Here is a 20,057-nt window from a genome sequence, read left to right as displayed (position 1 = left end):
CCCTCCGCTCCCGTCACCTTTGAAGTTCCGGCGGTTTCGGTCGCCGGATTGAGCAAGCCAAATCGTCAGCCCAAAAGCTTCGAATTTCAAACCTGCAGGTAAGTCGAGTTCCGACTGCCTCACTCATAGATGACAATGTACCCGCGCGTGACGGCGCATTCCAAAGGACCCCGACATGCCTTTCCAGACCGATCCCACTTGGACTCCGGCCACCTATCGTGCTGCCCACGCCGCATGGAGATCCAGCGCCCCAGCGAATGACAGTGACATCCTTGGCCAATCGCCGCGGATGTCGGGCAATAAGCCTTTGGCGGCTCGTCTTGCGCCGCTGCTGCTGTGGCGTAAGTGGGCGGCGCCTGACGAGGCAGTGTCCACCAACTACCTGGCTGCAAATGACAACGTGGAGACGGATGGAATGTCGGTACACCGCGCATCGGCCATCCGCCCGTCCGTAGACGAGATGATGGCGGCGCTTGTCGACGTTGAACTGCGTGACTTCCGTCACGCCAAACTAGGTGGTGGTGGTGCTCCGGATCGGGCGCCTTCGGATATAGCGATCGTTCGCGAAGTCGGGCTGAAGGTCGGTGGTCTGCTGTTCGCAGATGGCGAGACGCATAAGGAGCGCTGTCACGCCAGGACGGACGCCGGCATTGTGGCCGGATCCTACCTGCTGAAACGTGGTGCGCTTCGCTTCGCAACTGAGAAGCCTGGCAACCCCCTTGGTGCCGGACGGGACGCCGATGAGGTTGAGGCCAGCAACGCGCACATCGCTGATCTGACCGGCGCCGCTTCTCATCGCTTTATCAAGGCCGGCAAACGTCTGGCCAAACTCGACGCCCCGACACCTTCGCTGCCTCCTGTAAGCATGTCATTCGCCGAGGCACGCGCTTTCGCCGGTCTCGCCCCGACGGATCGGCCCATGCAGACGGCCTTGCCATGCGGCTCACCCGCGGCCGGTGACAGCTTCGTGGGGATGAGGACCGTAGGCACCGGAGGGACGCTGCGGGAGGCTCACACCGATGCCGGTAGTATCATGTCCGACCGCGAGGAGGCCGAGCGCGTCCGGTCCTCTCTGTCTGGCATCGACGTGGCCGTGCTCGACATGGCGATAGCGTGCAGCAGCTTTGCGGACATCGGTGTTGCCCTCGGTCATGCGGGCGACAATTCCAGGCGCGCAGGCAAGAAGGCTTTGCTAGCAGCAAATGACAACTTAGCGAAGATACTCGCCGCCTAGCTTGAAAATGCAATATTTATAAGTACGAACTGCAATTTCTGCCAACCCATCTCGCATTATAGTAACGGGCGTTCATAGGCGTCCGTTACCGTTGTTGTAGCTCGGGGTCTACGCAGCGAGGCCCGGCTTGCCCGTCACGGCAGTCGGGCCAACCCAATTCATGACATCGCCGATCTCTGCTGCGCCCAAGCCGGCGCGGCTTTTCGCATGTCCAAATCAAAATCTTGCAATTGAAAGGGCGCGGCCATGGCCAGCCAATGGGGCGACCGCGCCTACAATACCCAAGAAGCGGCTGACGTTGCGGGTGTTTGCCGCGCCACCCTTGATACGTGGACTTATCGACACCGCTCCGCCGACCTCTCCGAACGCCGCGAAGGCCGACGATGGTGGTCACCTAGCGATGTTACTGCAATCCGCACAGCCTTGCGTCTGAACGCATGTATGCCTTTGGCACAGGCGATCCCAACCGCCCTTCAAAATCTACTTCATCGTCCCCCGCTAGACGTCTTCCTGGTCGTCGACCGAGGCCGTTCGTTTACCTCCGATGCAAACACGGCCGCACAGTTCGCCATCGAGCGTGGAGCTACCGTTGTGCCGATCGGCGCCATTGCAGCCGACGCGGAGAACGCGTGCGCGGTCCTCTTCGAACACGACGCCGCCCAACCCCAGCCCATCAAGGAAATCGCATGAACGCCCTCAAACGCCTAATTGGCTCATCGCCTGCCAGTGATCTCGCAAACCTCGCAACCCGTCGTGAAACGCTGGAAGCCCGAAAGCTTAAGGCGATTGCCACCCTGGAGGCAGCCCGCGAAACGCGGAAGGCCGCACTCGCGGGTGATGCCGATGCAGACCTTTCGAAGGTGACCGCCGCTGTGCGGGATGCAGCCGACAACCTCGAAACCATCGACTCCGTGCTAGCCGACATCGGAGAGGAAACCACCGCCGCCGAAGCCCGCCTGGCTGTTGCGAATGAAGCCGAGGCCCGTGCGAAGGCGGTGAAGGATCTGACGTCCTACGCGGACCAGTTCGACAACGCCGCTGTTGCACTCGATGCCGCTTTGAAGACTGTCACAAAGGCCTACACAGCGCTCGTGGCTGCAATCCCCGAGACGCTCGCCGTCGTCGATATCCACGGCGTGGCAATCCCGACCGAAGAGTTAGCTCGGCGCGGCGTACCGGGATTGCATGCCCTCCAAGATGGCTATTCCGCCCCAGCGCGACCACATGACCTCGCCCGGCTCGTTTTGGCTGAAGGACTAGCCAAGGCCGTTCCTTCGGCGTTCGCGTATGCCGGTGAGAGTGTGGGGTACAGAGTGTCGCTCGATCGTCCTGCAGACATGAGTTTGCGCCCTAGCCGTAATCATAGAGATCTCAGCCAGCTGCAGTATCAGACTGCTCGCGATGCTGCGGCACTGCTCGTGACCGATCGTTTACGTGCTCGTGCGAGCGCCATCGCCGCCGGCGAGGCCCAGCCAGACCTGGCCGACCGAACGCCTTGGATCCCGGTCGCACACATCCCCGAGAAGGAGCCGATTCCGGAAGTCCAGGTCTACGCATTGCGCCACTTCAGTTTCCGCCTGAAGGAAGGCGGAGGCAGAATCCTTTGCAACGGCAATTGGGTTCACCGTATCCCCGAAGATGCCGCGAATGCCGCAGTCGCGGCAGGTGCCGCTCTGCGGACGGACACCGTCAAAGGCGCTGCGGCATTCGAGGCGCAGCGCGCAGGGCGCGAAGCTGGCCTCATCAGGGGTGGCAACGGCGACCTACATCCCGACAGCTGCCGCGAAATCTTTGTCAGACCCACCAACGACGACGAGGACGAGTGATGGCGAAGAGCCGCACGCGCCAACGTCGGCAAGTGTACGCAACGTTATCGGCGGAGGGAGCGAGGCGCTTCCCCCGCGACCCGCCTTCGCCACGCGGACTTGCCCAAGCGATTCCTAGTCCAGCAAGACGAACCTCTACGGCTGTTATTCAGCGCGAGGTCGTCCACTTCCCTGAATCCATCTCCGACAGCGCGCCATGGGGCACTACTGTCCGAAAGGATCTCTCGTCATGACCGAAACTTATGAACGTGCACCAATTCGCGGCCAGCCCTTCTTCGCCACTGCAGGCTCTCGAATGACTCACCGGCCGACGGTCCTGCAGCCGAAGCCTGTAGTGCAGGCGGCAACCGCGGCGGTAGCCCAACCGGATGGCAAGGCCGAAGCTGCCTCCATCAAGGCGTCGTGGCGGGCTGCGGCGAAGGCTTCCTTCTTGGAGTTGAAGCCTGAAGCAGCACCCTTGACAGCGCGCCGGGATGACGAGGGCGATGACGCGGCGGCTAGCTGGCGTCGAGCCATCGCGAAGGCGAACCGGCAGCTGGGGATGTAGCGACGTGTTCGGCGCCGCAGACGGCGGGACGCGTCGGGGTGTCCCCCCGTGGGTCAGGGACCGTCTGATTGAGCGCCACTACATCGGGGACGCAGCCCTGATTCCTCACTAATTGGAGCTGAGAAAATGGTGTCCGCGGACAGACAGGGCATCTCCATTCGCGAGTTCGCAAAGCGAGCCGGATGTGACGAGAAGGTCGTACGGCGAAAGGTCCAGACTGCCCACATCACAAGGCTCCCCAATGGAAAGCTGGATCCGAACTATCTTCGTGTCGACTGGCGCCGTGGCGAGCGTCCAGGTGTCCGCGCTGCGGACAGTTCGTCGCACGATGCGGACAGCCAGCCGTCACTACCACTCGATTTCTTCGAGGGACGGAAACTCTGGACCATCGTGGAAGCCGAGCGCGTCAAAGAGAACTACGCGGCGCGTTTGAAAAAACTTCAATTCGACAATCAGAGCGCTCAAGTCGTGGAAATCGACGATGTAATCGAACACGTTCGCGCTGAATATAAAATCGTCCGCGACGCGTTTGTGGGCTTGGGGGCATCTGTGGCTGAACAGATCGTGGGCAGCCGCGACCCAGAACAAATTCACAGCCTGATCGATGATGAAATACACCGGCGGCTCACCGTGCTGACGACGCTGGACCCTGCCTGACCCCCCCCTATTCGAAGGAAATCCCATGTCAAATTCCGCCACCACCGGCGAAGATCGCGACGAGTCCATCTTCGAACGCCTGGCGCGTGAGAGCGCCGAGCGCTCTACCCCGGCGGACGAGCGTGATGCGCTATTCGAACGTCTTCGGGAGTTTGAGGCGGCCGAGGTAGGCGCCTTGGATTCGAAAGACACCCCTGCTGAGCCATCTGCTGAGCGCAATATCGCGCCGAGCAAGCCCGTCATCACATACGCCGCGGACAAGCCGGCCGCCGTGGTCATCTTGAAAAGCCCGTTCGACGTTGACGGCTCGCCCGTCATTGAGTTGCAGATCAACGCGCCAACCTACGGCGACGTCGAGGCCGTTACCAATGGCGAGATCACCGTCCTTGATCTTTATGCGCGCATGGCTGGCGTGACCGTCGATACCCTCCGCGCCCTTAGGTGGAATGACATGGAAGCCTTTTCGAAGAAGGCACGCCGCATCGCACCTGAACTGGCTGGTCGCTGATGTCTCGGCTCTCCGCTTCGCTGGTCTTGGAGCTTACTGATCGCGTTTCCGGCCCCGCAAAGGGCGTAGGATCCGCCTTGGATCGCCTAGACCGTAAGCAGCACCAGTCCGCCGCTAACATGCGGGCCAACAATCGTCTCACTGCCGCATCGGCGGCTGGCATGGGACGAGTGCAGAGCATGGCGCTTGCTGGCGCTGGAGCCGTCATGGCGCCGCTGGCGGGCGGTTATGCCATCAAGGAAGTCGTCACACAGGCGGCCGACTTTGAATCGGCGCTGACCAACATCCAGAAGAAGGCAGGCACCACTTCGGAGCAGACCCGCCAACTAGGCGAAGAAATTAAGGCCCTTGCCACGTCCGGACAGCTGGCGTCGCCCATCGAGGATATCACTGCCGCCTACGAGCGCGGCGCCGCGGCGGGCATCCCGCTAGGCGAACTCAGACAGTTTGCCCTGCTGAGCGCGAAGGCAGCGGACGCATTCGAGATGAGTGCAACTGACGTCGGCAACGCTTCGGCGGGCTTCAAGACCGTCCTCAAAATTCCAGTGAACGAGATGGAGCGCTATTTCGATCTCATCAACGGACTCGCGGACTCAGGTATTGCCGATGAGTCGGGGATCGTAGACTTCATCGATCGTGCCGGCTCGATGGGCAAGACGTTTGGCATGACGGCCGAACAGACCGCAGCCCTCGGCGCCTCGCTCGCGAACATGAAGGTGCCTGCCGAACAGGCGTCGACCGCAGTCAACTCGATTTTCGCAAACCTTCTCGCACCTCAGTCGATGTCAAAGGCGGGTCAGGCAGCATTCAAGCAGCTCGTTGGCAGCAACAAAAAGTTCGCCGCCGCCGTAAAGAACGACGCGAACGGCGCCTTCATCGGATTGCTTGACACGCTCAAGGAGCTCGATGAGAGCACCCGCACCGGCTTGATTGTCGACATCTTCGGCAAGGAGAACATGAAAACCATGTTGGCCATGGTCGAGGGCTCTGACGAGATCAAGCGTAATGCGGCCTATGCGGCGGGCACTGCCTGGTTCGGCTCTCTGGACAAGTCGTACAAGCTCAAGCTGGACGACATGTGGTCGCAATGGCAACAGTTGAAAACCGACATGTCGGTTCTGATGATCGACATCGGTACAGCTGGAATGCCGGCTTTGAAGGGTGGACTCGAGGGTGCCAAGTACCTCGTCGACCAAATCGGTCAGGGCTTCGAGGCATTCAAGGCCAAAATCGATACGACGGAAATCGGCATTGCGGGTGAAGCAATCGCAAACCTCGGCTCCGCTATCACGACGTTGATTGGTGTCGACACGTCGCAGTCGGCACTCCCCCAGTTCTTCAAGGAAATTGCCGACGCCGCAAACGACGTGGCGGCAGCTGTGAACAAAGTCGACCAGTTCTTCCGCAAACCGTTTGAGAACTGGGGCAACGAGACCGTCACGCCGGAGAAGCGGGAGGCCATCAAGAAGCAGCAGCCAGCGGAGCAGTATGACCCCAGCTCGGGGAAGTCGTATCGCGACTGGCTGCAGGCCAAACGTGTTCGGGACCTTGCCGGCGGGACTGCACCTGTACCCGGCACAATGTCGCCCGACCCCGCAAACAATCCTGCGGTCAATGCAGGGTCGACTCCTTCTCGAATTGCGTCTGAGAAGTCCTTGGCCGAACGCGCCACGAAGCGCGGGGTGCAGGGGCCGAGCTTGCCTAGGGATGGTGGGTTTGGGGGATATGGCCCACAGGTTCCGGCGACGCCTACATCACGCCCAGAGCTGACACTCTCGGTACCTCAACCAGTCTCTATCCCGTTACCGACGCCACGTCCCGACATCGTCGGACCGATGAAGGCGGAGGGCGATGCTGCTGCTCTGGCCGCCGAGGCAGCCGGGCAACGCATTACCGCTGCGTTCTCCGTTACAGCGACACCCACCATCAGCACCGACAGTATCGACGCTTTTATCCGCAAGGCCGCGCAGGCCGAGGCAGCGCTGGCCCGTTTGAATGCCGGCAACGCCGCTTTTGGTGCATCCGCATCCGCACCCGGACGAACGGCGCGGCTCCCTGAAGGCGTACTCAATGCAGACGTCGAACGTTAATAGACAGCGTGATAATCAAACCCATGAAAAAATTAGACCACATGAACTCGTTGGAATTCACCGCCAAGCTCAACGATATGTTTCAGCCGAAATTTCTCAGTAGGATGCAACGCGTAATTGAAACGGTCGCCGGTCTGCCCGCCGGAGGACGGCCAACTGAAGCGGAACTGCTGGAAATGCTAGGTGTATCTCACGACGAGTTTTCTGGTTTTCTTGCGGTCCAGAAGCTTCTGACGCCCGATGATGCTAGCAAATTCGATTACGAAATGCTGCCGCATATGAAGCGACTAAAGGTTAAAGTCATAGAACTTGAAGGTCAGAGCAGGCTGCGGTTCTACTGATGCGCTACGCCATCGTTGTCGTTGTCGTTGTCGTTGTCTTTGAAAACCTCGGACTAACTGGTGGGCTAGCAAGTAGCGTCGCTATAGGCCGATCAGCAAGCGACCTTTGAGCACCAGCAGACCCGTCAAGAAAATGCCGACTCCGATGTACGGCGTAAGGGCGGTGGTCAGGCGGGTCATGCTCAAATCCTTAACTATTAGTTAAGGATTACCACCGCCCGACATTAATGTCGAGTGAGCATATAAGATGCTCGATCCCCATTACCGCCGGTGCTGATCCGACTGGCAGCCACGCCTCACGGTTACGATCAATTCGAGGCTTCGTCTCGCGAACGTCGCAGACTGCGACCTACGCGGAGCCACATGCAACTTAAATGCAGACATCGAGCGTTAAATAATCTATATTCCAAACAATGGACCTTGAAACACTGAACTCAGATGCATTTCGCTACGAATTGAGTGTCTTCCTTCACGATGAGGCTGACTTTGCTTTTCAGCGAATTACTGCAGCCGTGACTGCTGCCGGTCGAGCCCTGACGCGTTCAGAACTCTTACTCGAAGCAGGCTGTGATGAGGAAATGTTAGGCGCAGCTGTCGCCTGCTTGGACTCGAGTCGTCTTCTTGCCTCTCTGCTTGGACTGCCAAGCGGGCTCATCGCAGATATGCGTATGTCCGGTAAAACGTATACGTGGCGTTTCCGCCACGTTTAAGTTGAGGTCGGTAACTAGCACCTCGACCACCTTCAGAGTGCACACGGTAGCTCGGCTACATTACGGAGCGCGCTGCGGCCTCGATATCGCGCTCCATGCCCTGATCTATCAGCATCCCAACGATATGCTTACGGGCGAAGTCCAGCATTGCCTCGGCCGCTTCAGCCTCACTCCACCCAGCGGTCAGGGCCTCTACAATGGCCTCTTCGAACGTCGGCTTCAGCGCAACTTCACAGTCCATACCGCGGTCAGGATGTTCTGGTGGGTTCTTAGGTCCGGTAATGTTCATTTATGGCCTCGGCTGCGTGACATTGTAGCTCTGCAAGCCATAAGATCTGGGCGAAATAACGCGGTCGCTTCAGTCTCCTCAGATCCCGACGCTGCCACCCCATCGTGACCACCGAGGGACTGGTCCACGTTCCCTGCTCCCCGTCGCGGATCTATGCTGCCGCTAGGCTCGTTTCGTAGGGAGGAGGACGAAAGATGATCCAAACACGCTCACGCAACCGCAAACAGTTTCGACTGATTGAGGAATCGCTGACACGCAAACGCCAACTCGGTCCATCACGCGGAATAGTGGCTGGCGGATTGTTCGGTGCGATCTTCTGGGCGTTGTTCGCGATAGCGATTTCATAGCAGCGAAAAAAAATGGAGAGGCGCTCACGGCGAAATGCGCGCCCCTCCGGCTCACCCTGCAGAAATGCAAAGCTTGCAAACGAATCTGATGCTAAGCTGTCGTCTCGTCAAATTTTAATTAATCGAAGGGCAGCCCCCGTCAGCGGCGAAACATAGGGAGCTGCCCTTCTCCTCGGCCCTAGGGCCTTCGGATGACGTGTTGAGAGTTCGGCTGCTCAATCACGAGTTGGCCGAACCTCTGCCAAAACTGGCGGACGCGAAACTGCTCGCGCTGATGGTGGCGAAACCACACGCGTGCGAAATGTCGGAGGTGGCTTCGACGTTTGTTACGTTGCGTCATACCGCGACAATGCACCACACGCATTTAGGTTCGCTAGATGTGCAGCCATTCGCAGAGTTCGCGGGACTTCATGATCCCAAATAGACCGCAACAATGTTCTGAACCAACGAATGGCCCGTCCCGCATCGACGGCAGGTACCGCATTGTCAGCGTGACGCATAAGCCGCAACGGCATTCCTAAAAGCGGGGCCGAGGCTAGAGCAGCAAGTGCTTCACGAGATCAAAGCGATCACCAAGGGCGTGGTGAGTTGAGCGTGGCTTGCGCTTTGCCGGCCGCTTTAGGGGCAACCTCACTCAGGCGGGCAACGCCGCAAACCTGACTGCCTGAGGGAGTGAAGTTTAGCCCTTTGGGTAACGGCGATCGGCAATCATAGTCGGCACCGCGTTTTCATTCCGCCATTTCCGCACCAGCGATGAGCCTTCATCGATGACATCGCCCGCGTCGGAGGATGTGGGCAGAAAACGAAGCCCGAAGTTTCCCATGCGTCGCCAGGCGATCTGTGCCTTTCGGGGCATAGACCCAAGCCTGACAAGGGACAGGTCGACGATGTCTCCCGGCATTTTCATGTCGGGCGCGATAATCTCGGCGCCGGCAGCCGATATTGTACGGACTCTGACAGGGATTGGAGCGCTGTGGAGATCGCCGGTTATATGCCCTTCCAAGCATACCCGGCGCCTTACCTGCTTGCGTCGCTCCAGCATGTGAACTCCCTGCGCTCTATCCTTACCAAACATTTACCTACTACCTGCCGTCAGGACAACCAGTAAGGGAGCCGAATGGTTAAGGGCCTAGCGCAAGTAGCCGAGGCCATTCCTCTGATCTCAAGCGACAGCGCGAGCCGCTGCCTCGATGTCCATGTCCATGTACTGATCGGCGAGCATGCCGGCGATATGGTTGCGAGCCAGCTCTAGCATGGCCTCAGCCGCTTCGGCCTCCGTCCATCCTGCGGCCAGCGCCTCAACTATCGCTTCCTGAAAAGCCGGACCCATCGCGTGTTCGCAGTCGACGCCGCGGTAGGCGTGTTCGGGCGGGCGCTTCGGTTCTGTGATGGTCATCGGCAGCTGCTCCTCGGATGCGTCGTGCCGATAATGGATGCCATGCAATCCCGGCAAAAAAGCGAATTGGGATCAACCATTCGCCCTCACCACCACTCCCCCAACCGGCACGCTGCGGCGGCCACTTATGGAGAATTCAATTCATGGCTTTCATAGGCATTCACATCATCTGTGCAAACGCAGGCGGACAGAGCGTTGGCATCCAAGCGCTTATCTCTTCGCCCCATTGGTCGGAGACGTTGGCCACGCCAGGCACCACAACGAAGGCGACACCGTCGGCTTCCGACTCGCCACAGGGAAAGACGCAGATCTTCCGAATTCGGGCTGCTACTGACGCGTGGGTTGCTCTAGGCGAGACGCCGAATGCGACCACTGGGACGCGCTACTTCGTGCCGGCTAATACCGACTACGATGTGTTCGCGGGGCGGAACGAGAAGGTGGCTTGGATCGCGGCTTAGTCATTTGCAGGACTGAAGGCGGGCCGGCTGCCACTGAGCCACCGGCCCGATTCTAACTTTTTCGACGCTTGGGCGCGGAAAAGTGTTATGCGGCGAAAAGATCTGGCTCAGAACGGCCGGATTTGCTGCTTTTCTTATGCCCTGAGCAAAGCGACCGCATCGGCGTTTGCATGTTCAGGAAATTGCTGATCCTACTTATTCGAACAAAAATTCTTATGTTCGGTGAGCGGTTGCACCGCTTGGCGGTACGCGCGAATTCATGTTCGTCCTCTAGCGCAAGGGAGAATTCATGTCGAATACGTCACACGATGCCCGCGCTACGGCTCACGACGCCCGCGCCATCGCAAATGAGATTCTGCTTTATGCTCAATCGCAGGGAATATCCTTAACGATTATGCAGCTGCTCAAGCTTGTCTATCTTGTGCAGGGTTGGGGTTTGGCTCTCCTTGGTCGACCCATTGTAACACAGGATGTTCAGGCATGGCAGTATGGGCCAGTCTATCCTCAGGTTTACAAGGCATTTGTCGGGCGTGGCTCGGCACCTATAATAACGCTGGCACAAGACAAGGCTACAGGGACGGTCTTTAGAGCGAATCTAAATCCCGATGAAACCCGCATATTGAAAACTGTAGTTGATTCATACGGTCAGATGCATGCATTTCAATTGTCGAACATAATGCACCAAGATGGAACACCTTGGACGCAGACCTATAACAGCTCAGGTCCATATAGCACTATTCCTGAGGAGCTAATTCAGTCTCATTTCCGTAAGTTACAGGTTGAACGGAGTGTGCCTAATCAATGAGCGAAAACGAGTCTACACTTGATATTTCAGCTATTCAGACACACGGAAGTCGTGCCGCCGCTTCTGAGTCTATTGGGGATCAAGTTAAGCTTACGTCGCAATTAGAATTAGGGTTGGAACAGCTTGGACGAAGTGCGTCGCTAGTTACGGAGCTCACAGACTACGTTGCAGACTTGCGCAAAGAGTCCGACAGCCTACGGTCAATCCGAAAGACGGTGCTTTGGATGGCTCTTGGGTTGGTCCTCTCACTCTTAATAATTCTATTTTATCTTATAATATTCCTGCCTATGACGTTCTTCTTTATTGGGCAGGCGCCCCGCGTCGCTTTGATCACCTCAATAATTGCCGGTGCAATCTTAATTGTCACGCTTGTCATCAAAGGCGTATTTCGGACCCTGGCAGACAGGCATGCTGACGAACCCCTCCCGCCTCATCTTGCGTTGTTGGTAGACGCCGTAAAAACCGTGACCAAGCCTGGTTCATAATCACCGCTTCGACACCCACTTGGGCTTCGACGGCCCCACCTCACTCAATCCCTCGAACGGCGACCCGCTTTTCCATAAGGTGGCGTCCACTGCGCCAAACCCTCCCGTTCCCGCCCCTCAAGCGGCACGTACCGAATCCACTCGCTATAGGTCCCGCAGTGCCGGCACCGCCACAGCCGCTCCTCGATGTCGTCGCCTGGCTTCAGCACGCCCTGAAAGTCTAGCGCCCGGTAGGTGATCGACTTGCCGCAAGGCTTGCACTTCACGACGATGCCGAGACCTCTCCTCAGCCCTTCCGCATAGTTTTTGATGCCCTGAACCATTCCTGTGACTCCTGTCCTCAAATGTGAACAGAACAGGAACAAATGCTTCACGTCTAGCGTCTACCGTGTCACCATCCACCGGAGAATCGGGAGACGGACATGGGCCAGGCAGAGCGAAAGATCGTCGTAGACGCTATCGAGGACAAGGTTCAGGAGGCCATACGCCTTTGTGATGGAGACCTGCGCCGCGCCATCCGCGAACTCATTCCGGGTCAGCGTCAGATCGATCAGGCGGTGTCCGCTGGCTACGTCCGCCGAGGCCTACGGTCGTGAGCTGCGAAATCCACGTAGGCTTCATCACCGACATCGACGAGCTCAAGCGAGACGCCAGACGTGATCGGTTGGCTGTTCGGCGAGAGGCGTGGGCTGAACTGTCTCATGCCACCAAGGTAGCTGGCGCTGCGGCTGTGCGCACCGTCGTGGCAACGCTGGCTATCTGTAGGGCGGGGCAGACGGCACCAGTCTCATGAGTCAGCGCTCGAACTATATCGCCCCCATCCTCCGCTTTGACGGCAGCCACACGCGGACGCAGCACACGGCCCGCTCAGCGCTGTTGCTGGCTATGCGAGAGTTGCCAAGCGTCGACGTTCACGATGATCGCTGAGACCCCGCGCAAGCGCTACTCGCCGGCACACGAGGAAGCAGCGAGGCTTCTGGCCGAGCACCTTGTGCTCAGCATGTGCAGACACGTCGAGATGGTCGAGCGGGAGTGGAAGCCGGGACATCGGTAACCGTCATATTCCTGAAAGACCGCCGTGGTTTACGACCGCTGCGACGCGGAGACGACGATGACGGAACGGGACGAAGAGAATGCTGGAATCGCCGAACTGATCGCTAATGGAGTGCCTGTAACGAAAGCGCTCCGGATTTATTTCCGGCTCTCGATCGAGCAGCTGTCGGAACTGTCCGGCGTTTACCGCATGAGGCTCGTCGCCATCGAAGGCGGTTCGGATCCGAGCCTCGACGAGGTTAGGCGGATCTCCGCCGCTTTCGAGCAGTCCAAAATCTGGAAACGCTCCTAGGCGGACTTTCCGTTGTCGGAAGGCTTCGCCTTTACCTTGCGGGGCTTCTTCGCCTTCGCCTTCTTCTCGTCTGAATCGCTAGACCGCTGCGTGAGTGCCGCCGCATGAACCCGGTCGGCTTTCTTTGGGTCGCCGTCGGCATCGTTGATCACCGCGAGAAACGCAGCTCGGACGATGTCGCTTTTTGTCGCTTCCGGGTACTTTTCCCTTACGGCGGCGATTAGTGCCTTGGGTTTCATGTCCGGCGTCGCCAGTTCGGAAACCGTGACAGCGATGTTCTCAATTACACTTGGCATTTGTACAACTCCGTACATTCATGTGCTGTCATAAACGCACATCGTGCACTGTCATAGTCAAGTTTCGTTCTCGTTCTCGTTCTCGTTCTCCCGTCCGACATGCGCCCTGATGGCCCGGTCAACCTCGGCTTTCGTGAAGCCGTGCTGTCGAATTAGGGTCCGATGCGTAATTCCAGCGTCAATCATTGCGACGATACGTCGGCGCTCGAAGCCGCACAGGTGGCGCTTCGGCTGGCTTCGCAGCCGCCGTCTGATCCTCTCCAACAGACGCCGAGGCATTAGCTCAGGATTCCGTGTGGTAGATGGAGCGCCTTTCCAATTGCAGCGATCTCCGAAACAGTAGCCGAGGTGCCGCTTTCGATACCGATCAGGCGGCTGACCGGGATGCCGCTGCGGGCGGAGACGTACTGGATCGGCAGGCCAGCGTGGTGGCGGAACGCTTTCGCGGTCGTGAAGCCGTCGATCATCATGGCGACGACCGCTTCAGGAAACTGGTGAGGGGTCATTGGGACATCCGATTATCGTGAAATTTCCCGCTCCCTACCCCGTCTGGATATCTGGCGTGTGACACAGCGGAATGCTTGGCTGCCGCAGCGTCAGGCTCCCAACCTAGACGTTCGCTGCAGACGCGCGCGCCACTCCCGTGGACGTGCGGGTCGACTGGTGCGTCGGTCGCTCCCAACTTCCGGCGCCGTTGCAGACCCGTACGCGAAGCCGTGTACGGGTCTGCAACGGCTATATAGGCGATCCCTAGCTGTCCGTTGGGATTAGGAGCAACCTCCCTTAAAGGATCGCTTGCCGGAAGCTTAATGAGCTGTTTACCATTGGTGACTCCTGGGAGGGATCACCAATGTATCTGCAGAAGCGTTCGGTCAGAGTCGTGCTTGCCGTCCTAGCAGTTCTGGCAACCGCTTACGAGGCGGCCGCAAAATCCAATCCGCACCTATTTTGAGATAACCCGCTTTCGCCTTTCCGAGGGTGACAGCGGACGTTTGCGTTCTGTGGGTAGCCGCGGCCCCCGTTTGCAGGCCACGGGGAATAGGGAGGCGTCGTGGATATCGAGGACGTGTTAGAAGAGAACAACAAGCTGATCGATGAGGCAGACGAGGCCCTAATCGCGGTTGCAGATTTCGCGTTTCTTATCCGACCTCAAGCTGTTGGAACGGTAGGATCCGCCAGAAGGCGCATCCCGATCCAAACACTGCTTGACGAGCTCATGGAAATCCGCGCCCGGCTAATCATCAGGCAAGCTTATCTGGAGGCTGGACGAAAGCTACATTCGTAAATCTCGACATGCACAGGCACGAACCGGCGACACCTCGTGCAAAATGTCACCGGCCCCGTGCACCTGCTTCAGCGCTGCACTGGATTGGCTTAGGCGCTGGTAGCTGATCCTACAGCCCTCGACCTTGCCTGACCCTTGTGTCTGGGCCACGCGAGGCCTGTTCAAGCGGCTTTATCATGGGACGTTGGATGTGCCGCAGCGATCGCGTCCGTAACGTCGCTCAGGACTTTCTGAAGATGCTCAATCTCTGCGGAGACCTCGCCGTGCCGCCGGTGTAGCGCCTCGATTAACTGATGCTCCGACTTGGCTCCAAGCAACTGCTTCACTTCGACGAGCGAGAAGCCGAGATGGGCAAGGTCCGTGATCTTCTTCAGGCGGGCCACGTCAGCATCGCTGTATACGCGGCGGGTGCCCGAACTGCGCTTGGGCGAAATTAAATGAAGCTCTTCATAGAAGCGCAGCGTGCGCTGCGTGACGCCGAGCATTGCGGCGACCTGACTGATTGTGTGCGGGTGGTTATCTTCGATCGTGGCCAACAAAGGCTCCTGAAATATGGGCCTATGCGGCGGCGGAATCGTTCAGGGAGGCGGTTTCGTTCCTATGGAAGGCTTATTGATGGCGAGGATCGGCAGGGTGCTGGTCCGCCGGCGATTTGCTCGCGCTCCGGTCGAACCGCAAGCGCACGCCTACCCCTGTCAACAACCCCGTATAGTTAGACTATACAATTCTACCATCTTACCATTTTACACTAAAATGGTATGACTCCCACCGTACTGAACCACTAATACTATGGACTCTAGGTCTTGGTCGTGGCAATTATTGCTCAACGCCAACACGGAGGACAAGCCAATGCACACCGCAGCCATCATCCACGCCGAGCACGCTGCCGAAGCGGCGAACGATAACTTTGAATTTGCAGTCGGCCAGCGCGTTGAATACGTGGCAGGTGGGATGGCATCGGTCGTGATGGCGCGATTCACGTCGGACGCCGGGCGTCATCTCTACGACGTTATGAATGTGGATGACCGCCGGCTTCGGACATTCCTCGCGCCAGCGCTGCGGGCCGCATAATCAGAGACACCCTTCGGACCCCGGCTTAAACCCGGACTCCGTCGCGGTCAGGCCCCTTGGGTTTCCACCCCCAAGGCGCGGCCGGCGCCGTCCTGTCACCACCGGGGCGGCGCCATTTTCCTAATTAGGATGAGTGTTATGGTAGGCTCCGAAAGAGCCTCATAAGCCGCTGTTATCGCTAGACTTATGGCGGAGAAGAAGGGATTCGAACCCTCGAAACGGTTCCCCGTTTACGCCCTTAGCAGGGGCGCGCCTTCGACCACTCGGCCACCTCTCCGAGGCGGGGAATACCCAATGAGGGGCGGCATTGCAACAGGCAAGCGACACGCGGGCGGAATATCGTGCCGGCATCGCCGGGGTGGGACGTTGTCCGGCGCAAGGCCGGACGGCGATGGCGCGGCGGAGCGCGGGGATGCGCGGAGACTTTGCTGCCCGCCCAAACAGGACCGGGCGAGACTGATGGCTAGAGGGCGGTCGCTGGCTCGGCCGCCTGCCCGCCCGAGGCGATGAAATGCGGGTTGGCGAAGTCGCCGTCGCCGGACTGGTCGCGCTTGCCGTAGCGCAACGGGCGTCCGTCGAGGGCGAGCACGGCGCCGCCGGCCGCCACCAGCACGGCCTGCCCGGCCGCGGTGTCCCACTCCATCGTCCGGCCGAAACGCGGGTAGAGGTCGGCCTCTCCGGTGGCGACGCGGCAGAACTTCAGCGACGAGCCGGCGGCGAGGAGATCGACCGGGCCGAGCCCCTCGATGTAGCGGCGCGTCGCCTCATTGCCGTGCGAGCGGCTGGCCACCACCACGGCGCGCAACGGGCGGGGTCGGACGGCAAGGCGGGAGACGTCCGCCACCGCGCTCCCGGCCTCGGGCATCGCCTGACCGCAAAAGGCTCCCTCGGCCGTTCCCCAGAAGATCCGTCGTTGGGCTGGCGCGTAGACGACGCCAAGCACCGGCTGGTCGCCGGAGATCACCGCAATGTTGACGGTGAAGTCCGGACGCCCTTCGATGAACTCCCGTGTGCCGTCGAGCGGATCCACGAGAATGAAGAGGTCGCCGAGCACCGGCGGCAGGATGCCGGACGCGGCCTGCTCCTCCGCGACGATGGGAATGCCGGGGCAAAGCCGCGACAGGCGCTCGCAGATCAACCTTTCGGCCCGCGCGTCGGCGAGCGTTACCGGGCTGCCATCGCCCTTGGACGCGACGTCGAGCGGGCTGGCGATGACCGTCATGATCTCCGCGCCGGCGGCAATGGCGATGGCGAGCATCTCCGGCAGGTTCGACACCAGCTGCTCGGCTGTCATGCGCGTCATGATCCTCTGATCCGTCTCTAGTTTTCACCGTCGCTCGGTCCGTCGTGGCGTCTCTTTCGATGCCCCGACGCCGATGTCCGCCCCCTCCGCCTGCGGGCCTCTGTCCCGCCACGAAGATGGGTGTCCGCCCTGCCCAGCGAACGCTACAGAATGCCCCGCTGCGACAGCAGGGCAATAACTTCGTCGGCGAGGTCATCGGCGCTGCGCTCGGCGGACAGAAGCCGCAGGTCCGGGTCCTCCGGTGGCTCGTAGGGACTGCTGACGCCGGTGAAGTTCGGCAGAGTGCCGGCCCTTGCCTTCCGGTAGAGCCCCTTCGGGTCGCGGCCTTCGCAGACGGTCAGCGGCGTATCGACGAAGATCTCGAGGAACTCGCCCTCCTCCAGGAGGTCCCGCGCCAGCTGCCGCTCGCTGCGGAAAGGCGAGATGAAGCTGACGAGGGTGATGAGGCCGGCCTCGACCATCAGCTTGCCGACCTCGGCGACGCGCCGGATGTTCTCGACCCGGTCCTCGTCGGTGAAGCCTAGATCGCGGTTGAGGCCGTGTCGCACATTGTCGCCGTCGAGCGACATGGTCTGCCGGCCGAGCGCGTGCAGCCGCTGCTCGACGAGATCGGCGATCGTCGACTTGCCGGCGCCGGACAGGCCGGTAAACCAGAGCACGCAAGGCGTCTGGCCGGTATTGGCAGCGCGGGCGCGCTTGTCGATCTTCATCTTCTGCCAGCGAATGTTGGCCGAGCGCCGCAGCGCGAAGTCGATCATGCCGGCGCCGACCGTGGCATTGGTCAGCCGGTCGATCAGGATGAAGCTCCCCATGGCGCGACTGTCGCGATAGCGGTCGAAGGGCAGCGGCCGGTCGAGCGAGAGGTTGCAATAGCCGATATCGTTGAGATCGAGATGCTTGGCGGCGGCATGCTCCAGCGTGTCGACGTCGACGCGGTACTTGATCTCGGTGACCTGGGCGGCGATCGAAGAGGTGCCGGAGCGAAGGAGATAGCGCCGGCCGGGCAGCATCGGCTGGTCACCCATCCAGACGAGATGCGCGGCGAACTGGTCGGCGACCTCGCAAGGTGCAGAGGCCGACACGATGACGTCGCCGCGGCTGACGTCGACCGCTTCGTCGAGCAGCAGCGTCACCGCCTGGCCCGTACCGCAGCTTTGGCTCGCCCCTTGCATCGTCTCGATCGCAGCGACGCCGGCGGTCTGGCCGGAGGGGAGCACGGTGATGCGCCCGCCGACCTCGAGCCGGCCCCGGACCACGCTGCCGGCAAAGCCACGATAGTCGAGGTTCGGCCGGTTCACCCACTGCACGGGCATGCGGAACGGCGCACCCGGGGCCTCGCCGGCAATGTCGACGGTCTCGAGATGGTCGAGGAGCGTCGTGCCGGTGTACCAGGGCATCGTCGTCGACGGCCGGGAAATGTTCTCGCCGGTCAGCGAGACGACAGGAATGCAGGTGATGGCGCCGATGCCGAGTTTCTCGGCGAAGGCGCGGCAGTCGCCGACGATCTCCTGGTAGACCGCCTCGTCGCCGCCCACGAGGTCCATCTTGTTGACGGCGACGACCAGCTCTCGGATGCCGAGCAGCGAGACGATGTAGGCGTGCCGGCGCGTCTGGGTCACGACGCCCTTGCGCGCGTCGACCAGCAGCACGGCAAGGTCCGCCGTCGAGGCGCCCGTCGCCATGTTGCGGGTGTACTGCAGGTGGCCGGGTGTGTCCGCCACGATGAACTTGCGCCGGGCGGTGGTGAAATAGCGGTAGGCGACATCGATGGTGATGCCTTGCTCGCGCTCGGCGATCAGCCCGTCGACCAGCAGCGCCAGATCCAGTTCGCCCTCGCCGGTGGTGCCGAAGCGGCGGGAATCGGCTTCCAGCCCGGACAGCTGGTCCTCGAGCATGCCGGCGCTGTCGTAGAGCAGCCGCCCGATCAAGGTCGACTTGCCGTCATCGACAGAGCCGCAGGTGATGAAGCGCAGGAGATCCCGGTTCGCCGCCGCCGGCAGGAAGTCGTCGATACCGCCCGCTCCCATCAGAAATACCCCTCCTGCTTCTTCAACTCCATCGACGCCGCATTGTCCTTGTCGATGACCCGGCCGTGACGCTCGCTGGTCCTCGCAACCAGCATCTCGTCGATGATCTCCGGCAGCGTCTCGGCGCGGCTCTCCACCGCCCCGGTCAGCGGGTAGCAGCCGAGCGTCCGGAAGCGGACCCATTTCATCTCCGGCCGCTCGCCCGGCAGCAGCGGAAGCCGCTCGTCGTCGACGAGGATCAGCGCGCCATCGCGCTGGACCACCGGGCGGGGTTTCGCGAAATAGAGCGGCACGACCGGGATCTTCTCCTGGAGGATGTAGAGCCAGATATCGAGCTCGGTCCAGTTCGACAGCGGAAAGACGCGAATGCTCTCGCCCTTGTGGATCCGGCCATTGTAGAGCGACCAGAGTTCCGGCCGCTGGTCCTTCGGGTCCCAGCGGTGGGTGGCGGTGCGGAAGGAGAAGATGCGCTCCTTGGCGCGCGAACGCTCCTCGTCGCGCCGGGCACCGCCAAAGGCCGCGTCGAAGCCGTATCGGTCGAGCGCCTGCTTCAGGCCTTGCGTCTTCATCACGTCGGTATGAACAGCCGAGCCGTGCGTGACGGGGCCGACGCCTTGCCGGACGCCGTCCTCATTGATGTGGACGGTGAGATCGAGGCCGAGCTCGGCCATCCGCCGATCGCGAAACTCGATCATCTCCTTAAACTTCCAGGTCGTATCGACATGCAGCATCGAAAACGGCGGCTTCGACGGCGCGAACGCCTTCATCGCCAAATGCAGCATGACGCTGCTGTCCTTGCCGATGGAGTACAGCATCACCGGGTTCTCGAACTGCGCCGCGACCTCGCGCATGATGTGGACGCTCTCGGACTCGAGGCGGGCTAGGTGATGGAGGTGCTGCTCGCCCATAAGGAGGTTCTCTAGCCTTCATGCTGTCGGCGCCGCTGCGGCTTGCCAACCCGCGGCACGCCGCCGCCGCCCCGAACCGTCTTGGCGCGTCCATTCCTTGGCTACCCCGACGGCATGGCGAACGGAAGG

At 60.4% G+C, this 20,057-nt stretch carries 23 protein-coding genes and 1 tRNA gene; 13 read left to right on the top strand and 11 right to left on the bottom strand.

Going from position 1 to position 20,057, the window contains the following annotated elements:
- The first annotated feature begins 175 nt into the window (after positions 1 to 175).
- From ACZLZQ_RS08735 to ACZLZQ_RS08700, 8 genes are all read left to right on the top strand, one after another.
- Entirely contained in the window at positions 176 to 1,234 is a 1,059-nt protein-coding gene (locus tag ACZLZQ_RS08735; RefSeq protein ID WP_472949009.1) for a hypothetical protein, read from the top strand.
- A 246-nt stretch (positions 1,235 to 1,480) separates the two neighbouring features.
- Positions 1,481 to 1,924 (top strand): hypothetical protein, encoded by a 444-nt coding sequence (locus ACZLZQ_RS08730; RefSeq protein ID WP_472949008.1) that lies wholly within the window; start codon positions 1,481 to 1,483, stop codon positions 1,922 to 1,924.
- On the top strand, positions 1,921 to 3,060 hold the full coding sequence (locus ACZLZQ_RS08725) for a hypothetical protein (RefSeq protein WP_472949007.1): 1,140 nt from the start codon (positions 1,921 to 1,923) through the stop codon (positions 3,058 to 3,060). Before ACZLZQ_RS08730 ends, ACZLZQ_RS08725 begins: the two co-directional genes overlap by 4 nt.
- A 229-nt stretch (positions 3,061 to 3,289) precedes the next feature.
- The gene (locus ACZLZQ_RS08720; protein WP_472949006.1) at positions 3,290 to 3,607 is read left to right on the top strand and encodes a hypothetical protein; all 318 of its coding nucleotides are present in this window, start codon (positions 3,290 to 3,292) and stop codon (positions 3,605 to 3,607) included.
- 126 nt (positions 3,608 to 3,733) lie between these two features.
- Positions 3,734 to 4,264: a hypothetical protein gene (locus ACZLZQ_RS08715; RefSeq protein ID WP_472949005.1), complete on the top strand. Its 531-nt coding sequence runs from the start codon at positions 3,734 to 3,736 to the stop codon at positions 4,262 to 4,264.
- A 25-nt stretch (positions 4,265 to 4,289) separates the two neighbouring features.
- Entirely contained in the window at positions 4,290 to 4,772 is a 483-nt protein-coding gene (locus ACZLZQ_RS08710) for a hypothetical protein (RefSeq protein ID WP_472949004.1), read from the top strand.
- Positions 4,773 to 4,978: 206 nt separating this feature from the next.
- Positions 4,979 to 6,862: a phage tail tape measure protein gene (locus tag ACZLZQ_RS08705; RefSeq protein WP_472949003.1), complete on the top strand. Its 1,884-nt coding sequence runs from the start codon at positions 4,979 to 4,981 to the stop codon at positions 6,860 to 6,862.
- Between the two features lie 23 nt (positions 6,863 to 6,885).
- A complete protein-coding gene (locus ACZLZQ_RS08700) occupies positions 6,886 to 7,203 on the top strand; it encodes a hypothetical protein (RefSeq protein WP_472949002.1) in 318 nt (105 codons plus the stop codon).
- Positions 7,204 to 7,968: 765 nt separating this feature from the next.
- Here the strand turns inward: ACZLZQ_RS08700 and ACZLZQ_RS08695 are convergent.
- The 3 genes from ACZLZQ_RS08695 to ACZLZQ_RS08685 form a co-directional block, all read right to left on the bottom strand.
- Entirely contained in the window at positions 7,969 to 8,202 is a 234-nt protein-coding gene (locus ACZLZQ_RS08695; protein ID WP_472949001.1) for a hypothetical protein, read from the bottom strand.
- A gap of 1,026 nt (positions 8,203 to 9,228) precedes the next feature.
- Entirely contained in the window at positions 9,229 to 9,591 is a 363-nt protein-coding gene (locus tag ACZLZQ_RS08690) for a PilZ domain-containing protein (RefSeq protein ID WP_472948999.1), read from the bottom strand.
- A gap of 120 nt (positions 9,592 to 9,711) precedes the next feature.
- On the bottom strand, positions 9,712 to 9,945 hold the full coding sequence (locus tag ACZLZQ_RS08685) for a hypothetical protein (protein WP_472948997.1): 234 nt from the start codon (positions 9,943 to 9,945) through the stop codon (positions 9,712 to 9,714).
- Positions 9,946 to 10,692: 747 nt separating this feature from the next.
- On the opposite strand from ACZLZQ_RS08685, the gene ACZLZQ_RS08680 reads away from it, so the two are divergent.
- On the top strand, positions 10,693 to 11,208 hold the full coding sequence (locus ACZLZQ_RS08680; RefSeq protein ID WP_472948996.1) for a Panacea domain-containing protein: 516 nt from the start codon (positions 10,693 to 10,695) through the stop codon (positions 11,206 to 11,208).
- A gap of 529 nt (positions 11,209 to 11,737) precedes the next feature.
- Here the strand turns inward: ACZLZQ_RS08680 and ACZLZQ_RS08675 are convergent.
- The gene (locus ACZLZQ_RS08675) at positions 11,738 to 12,016 is read right to left on the bottom strand and encodes a hypothetical protein (protein ID WP_472948995.1); all 279 of its coding nucleotides are present in this window, start codon (positions 12,014 to 12,016) and stop codon (positions 11,738 to 11,740) included.
- A 99-nt stretch (positions 12,017 to 12,115) separates the two neighbouring features.
- On the opposite strand from ACZLZQ_RS08675, the gene ACZLZQ_RS08670 reads away from it, so the two are divergent.
- Positions 12,116 to 12,289 carry a hypothetical protein gene (locus tag ACZLZQ_RS08670; RefSeq protein ID WP_472948994.1) on the top strand — a complete coding sequence of 58 codons (174 nt, stop codon included), beginning with the start codon at positions 12,116 to 12,118 and terminating at the stop codon, positions 12,287 to 12,289.
- Between the two features lie 515 nt (positions 12,290 to 12,804).
- Positions 12,805 to 13,038 carry a hypothetical protein gene (locus ACZLZQ_RS08665; RefSeq protein ID WP_472948993.1) on the top strand — a complete coding sequence of 78 codons (234 nt, stop codon included), beginning with the start codon at positions 12,805 to 12,807 and terminating at the stop codon, positions 13,036 to 13,038.
- Here ACZLZQ_RS08665 and ACZLZQ_RS08660 read toward each other — a convergent pair.
- The gene (locus ACZLZQ_RS08660; RefSeq protein ID WP_472948992.1) at positions 13,035 to 13,352 is read right to left on the bottom strand and encodes a hypothetical protein; all 318 of its coding nucleotides are present in this window, start codon (positions 13,350 to 13,352) and stop codon (positions 13,035 to 13,037) included. The genes ACZLZQ_RS08665 and ACZLZQ_RS08660 overlap by 4 nt on opposite strands.
- 260 nt (positions 13,353 to 13,612) lie before the next feature.
- Positions 13,613 to 13,840: a helix-turn-helix domain-containing protein gene (locus ACZLZQ_RS08655; protein ID WP_472948991.1), complete on the bottom strand. Its 228-nt coding sequence runs from the start codon at positions 13,838 to 13,840 to the stop codon at positions 13,613 to 13,615.
- Positions 13,841 to 14,385: 545 nt separating this feature from the next.
- Between ACZLZQ_RS08655 and ACZLZQ_RS08650 the strand changes: the two genes are divergently transcribed.
- Positions 14,386 to 14,619, top strand: coding sequence for a hypothetical protein (locus tag ACZLZQ_RS08650; protein ID WP_472948990.1), 234 nt, complete (start codon positions 14,386 to 14,388; stop codon positions 14,617 to 14,619).
- Between the two features lie 161 nt (positions 14,620 to 14,780).
- Here ACZLZQ_RS08650 and ACZLZQ_RS08645 read toward each other — a convergent pair whose 3' ends face one another.
- Positions 14,781 to 15,155: a MerR family transcriptional regulator gene (locus tag ACZLZQ_RS08645; protein WP_472948989.1), complete on the bottom strand. Its 375-nt coding sequence runs from the start codon at positions 15,153 to 15,155 to the stop codon at positions 14,781 to 14,783.
- 313 nt (positions 15,156 to 15,468) lie between these two features.
- Here ACZLZQ_RS08645 and ACZLZQ_RS08640 point away from each other — a divergent pair, with 313 nt between their 5' ends.
- Positions 15,469 to 15,690 carry a hypothetical protein gene (locus ACZLZQ_RS08640; protein WP_472948988.1) on the top strand — a complete coding sequence of 74 codons (222 nt, stop codon included), beginning with the start codon at positions 15,469 to 15,471 and terminating at the stop codon, positions 15,688 to 15,690.
- 187 nt (positions 15,691 to 15,877) lie between these two features.
- Here ACZLZQ_RS08640 and ACZLZQ_RS08635 read toward each other — a convergent pair.
- The 4 genes from ACZLZQ_RS08635 to cysD all read right to left on the bottom strand — a co-directional run bounded on the left by ACZLZQ_RS08635 (position 15,878) and on the right by cysD (position 19,928).
- A tRNA-Ser gene (locus ACZLZQ_RS08635) sits at positions 15,878 to 15,967 on the bottom strand.
- A gap of 186 nt (positions 15,968 to 16,153) precedes the next feature.
- Positions 16,154 to 16,993, bottom strand: coding sequence for a 3'(2'),5'-bisphosphate nucleotidase CysQ (cysQ, locus tag ACZLZQ_RS08630; protein WP_472948987.1), 840 nt, complete (start codon positions 16,991 to 16,993; stop codon positions 16,154 to 16,156).
- Between the two features lie 143 nt (positions 16,994 to 17,136).
- Entirely contained in the window at positions 17,137 to 19,020 is a 1,884-nt protein-coding gene (gene cysN / locus ACZLZQ_RS08625; protein ID WP_472948986.1) for a sulfate adenylyltransferase subunit CysN, read from the bottom strand.
- Positions 19,020 to 19,928: a sulfate adenylyltransferase subunit CysD gene (cysD, locus tag ACZLZQ_RS08620; RefSeq protein ID WP_472948985.1), complete on the bottom strand. Its 909-nt coding sequence runs from the start codon at positions 19,926 to 19,928 to the stop codon at positions 19,020 to 19,022. Before cysD ends, cysN begins: the two co-directional genes overlap by 1 nt.
- Positions 19,929 to 20,057 lie beyond the last annotated feature (129 nt).

The organism is Mesocryomonas lacus (assembly GCF_055730105.2).
Note: the sequence above shows the minus strand (reverse complement) of the source record. Positions and strands in the feature narration are given on the sequence as shown.

Excerpts from the sequence above, each read along its gene's own strand:
- ACZLZQ_RS08735 (WP_472949009.1), top strand. The coding sequence starts at position 176 with ATGCCTTTCCAGACCGATCCCACTTGGACTCCGGCCACCTATCGTGCT.
- ACZLZQ_RS08730 (WP_472949008.1), top strand. The coding sequence starts at position 1,481 with ATGGCCAGCCAATGGGGCGACCGCGCCTACAATACCCAAGAAGCGGCT.
- ACZLZQ_RS08725 (WP_472949007.1), top strand. The coding sequence starts at position 1,921 with ATGAACGCCCTCAAACGCCTAATTGGCTCATCGCCTGCCAGTGATCTC.
- ACZLZQ_RS08720 (WP_472949006.1), top strand. The coding sequence starts at position 3,290 with ATGACCGAAACTTATGAACGTGCACCAATTCGCGGCCAGCCCTTCTTC.
- ACZLZQ_RS08715 (WP_472949005.1), top strand. The coding sequence starts at position 3,734 with ATGGTGTCCGCGGACAGACAGGGCATCTCCATTCGCGAGTTCGCAAAG.
- ACZLZQ_RS08710 (WP_472949004.1), top strand. The coding sequence starts at position 4,290 with ATGTCAAATTCCGCCACCACCGGCGAAGATCGCGACGAGTCCATCTTC.
- ACZLZQ_RS08705 (WP_472949003.1), top strand. The coding sequence starts at position 4,979 with ATGGCGCCGCTGGCGGGCGGTTATGCCATCAAGGAAGTCGTCACACAG.
- ACZLZQ_RS08700 (WP_472949002.1), top strand. The coding sequence starts at position 6,886 with ATGAAAAAATTAGACCACATGAACTCGTTGGAATTCACCGCCAAGCTC.
- ACZLZQ_RS08695 (WP_472949001.1), bottom strand. The coding sequence starts at position 8,202 with ATGAACATTACCGGACCTAAGAACCCACCAGAACATCCTGACCGCGGT.
- ACZLZQ_RS08690 (WP_472948999.1), bottom strand. The coding sequence starts at position 9,591 with ATGCTGGAGCGACGCAAGCAGGTAAGGCGCCGGGTATGCTTGGAAGGG.
- ACZLZQ_RS08685 (WP_472948997.1), bottom strand. The coding sequence starts at position 9,945 with ATGACCATCACAGAACCGAAGCGCCCGCCCGAACACGCCTACCGCGGC.
- ACZLZQ_RS08680 (WP_472948996.1), top strand. The coding sequence starts at position 10,693 with ATGTCGAATACGTCACACGATGCCCGCGCTACGGCTCACGACGCCCGC.
- ACZLZQ_RS08675 (WP_472948995.1), bottom strand. The coding sequence starts at position 12,016 with ATGGTTCAGGGCATCAAAAACTATGCGGAAGGGCTGAGGAGAGGTCTC.
- ACZLZQ_RS08670 (WP_472948994.1), top strand. The coding sequence starts at position 12,116 with ATGGGCCAGGCAGAGCGAAAGATCGTCGTAGACGCTATCGAGGACAAG.
- ACZLZQ_RS08665 (WP_472948993.1), top strand. The coding sequence starts at position 12,805 with ATGACGGAACGGGACGAAGAGAATGCTGGAATCGCCGAACTGATCGCT.
- ACZLZQ_RS08660 (WP_472948992.1), bottom strand. The coding sequence starts at position 13,352 with ATGTACGGAGTTGTACAAATGCCAAGTGTAATTGAGAACATCGCTGTC.
- ACZLZQ_RS08655 (WP_472948991.1), bottom strand. The coding sequence starts at position 13,840 with ATGACCCCTCACCAGTTTCCTGAAGCGGTCGTCGCCATGATGATCGAC.
- ACZLZQ_RS08640 (WP_472948988.1), top strand. The coding sequence starts at position 15,469 with ATGCACACCGCAGCCATCATCCACGCCGAGCACGCTGCCGAAGCGGCG.
- cysQ (WP_472948987.1), bottom strand. The coding sequence starts at position 16,993 with ATGACGCGCATGACAGCCGAGCAGCTGGTGTCGAACCTGCCGGAGATG.
- cysN (WP_472948986.1), bottom strand. The coding sequence starts at position 19,020 with ATGGGAGCGGGCGGTATCGACGACTTCCTGCCGGCGGCGGCGAACCGG.
- cysD (WP_472948985.1), bottom strand. The coding sequence starts at position 19,928 with ATGGGCGAGCAGCACCTCCATCACCTAGCCCGCCTCGAGTCCGAGAGC.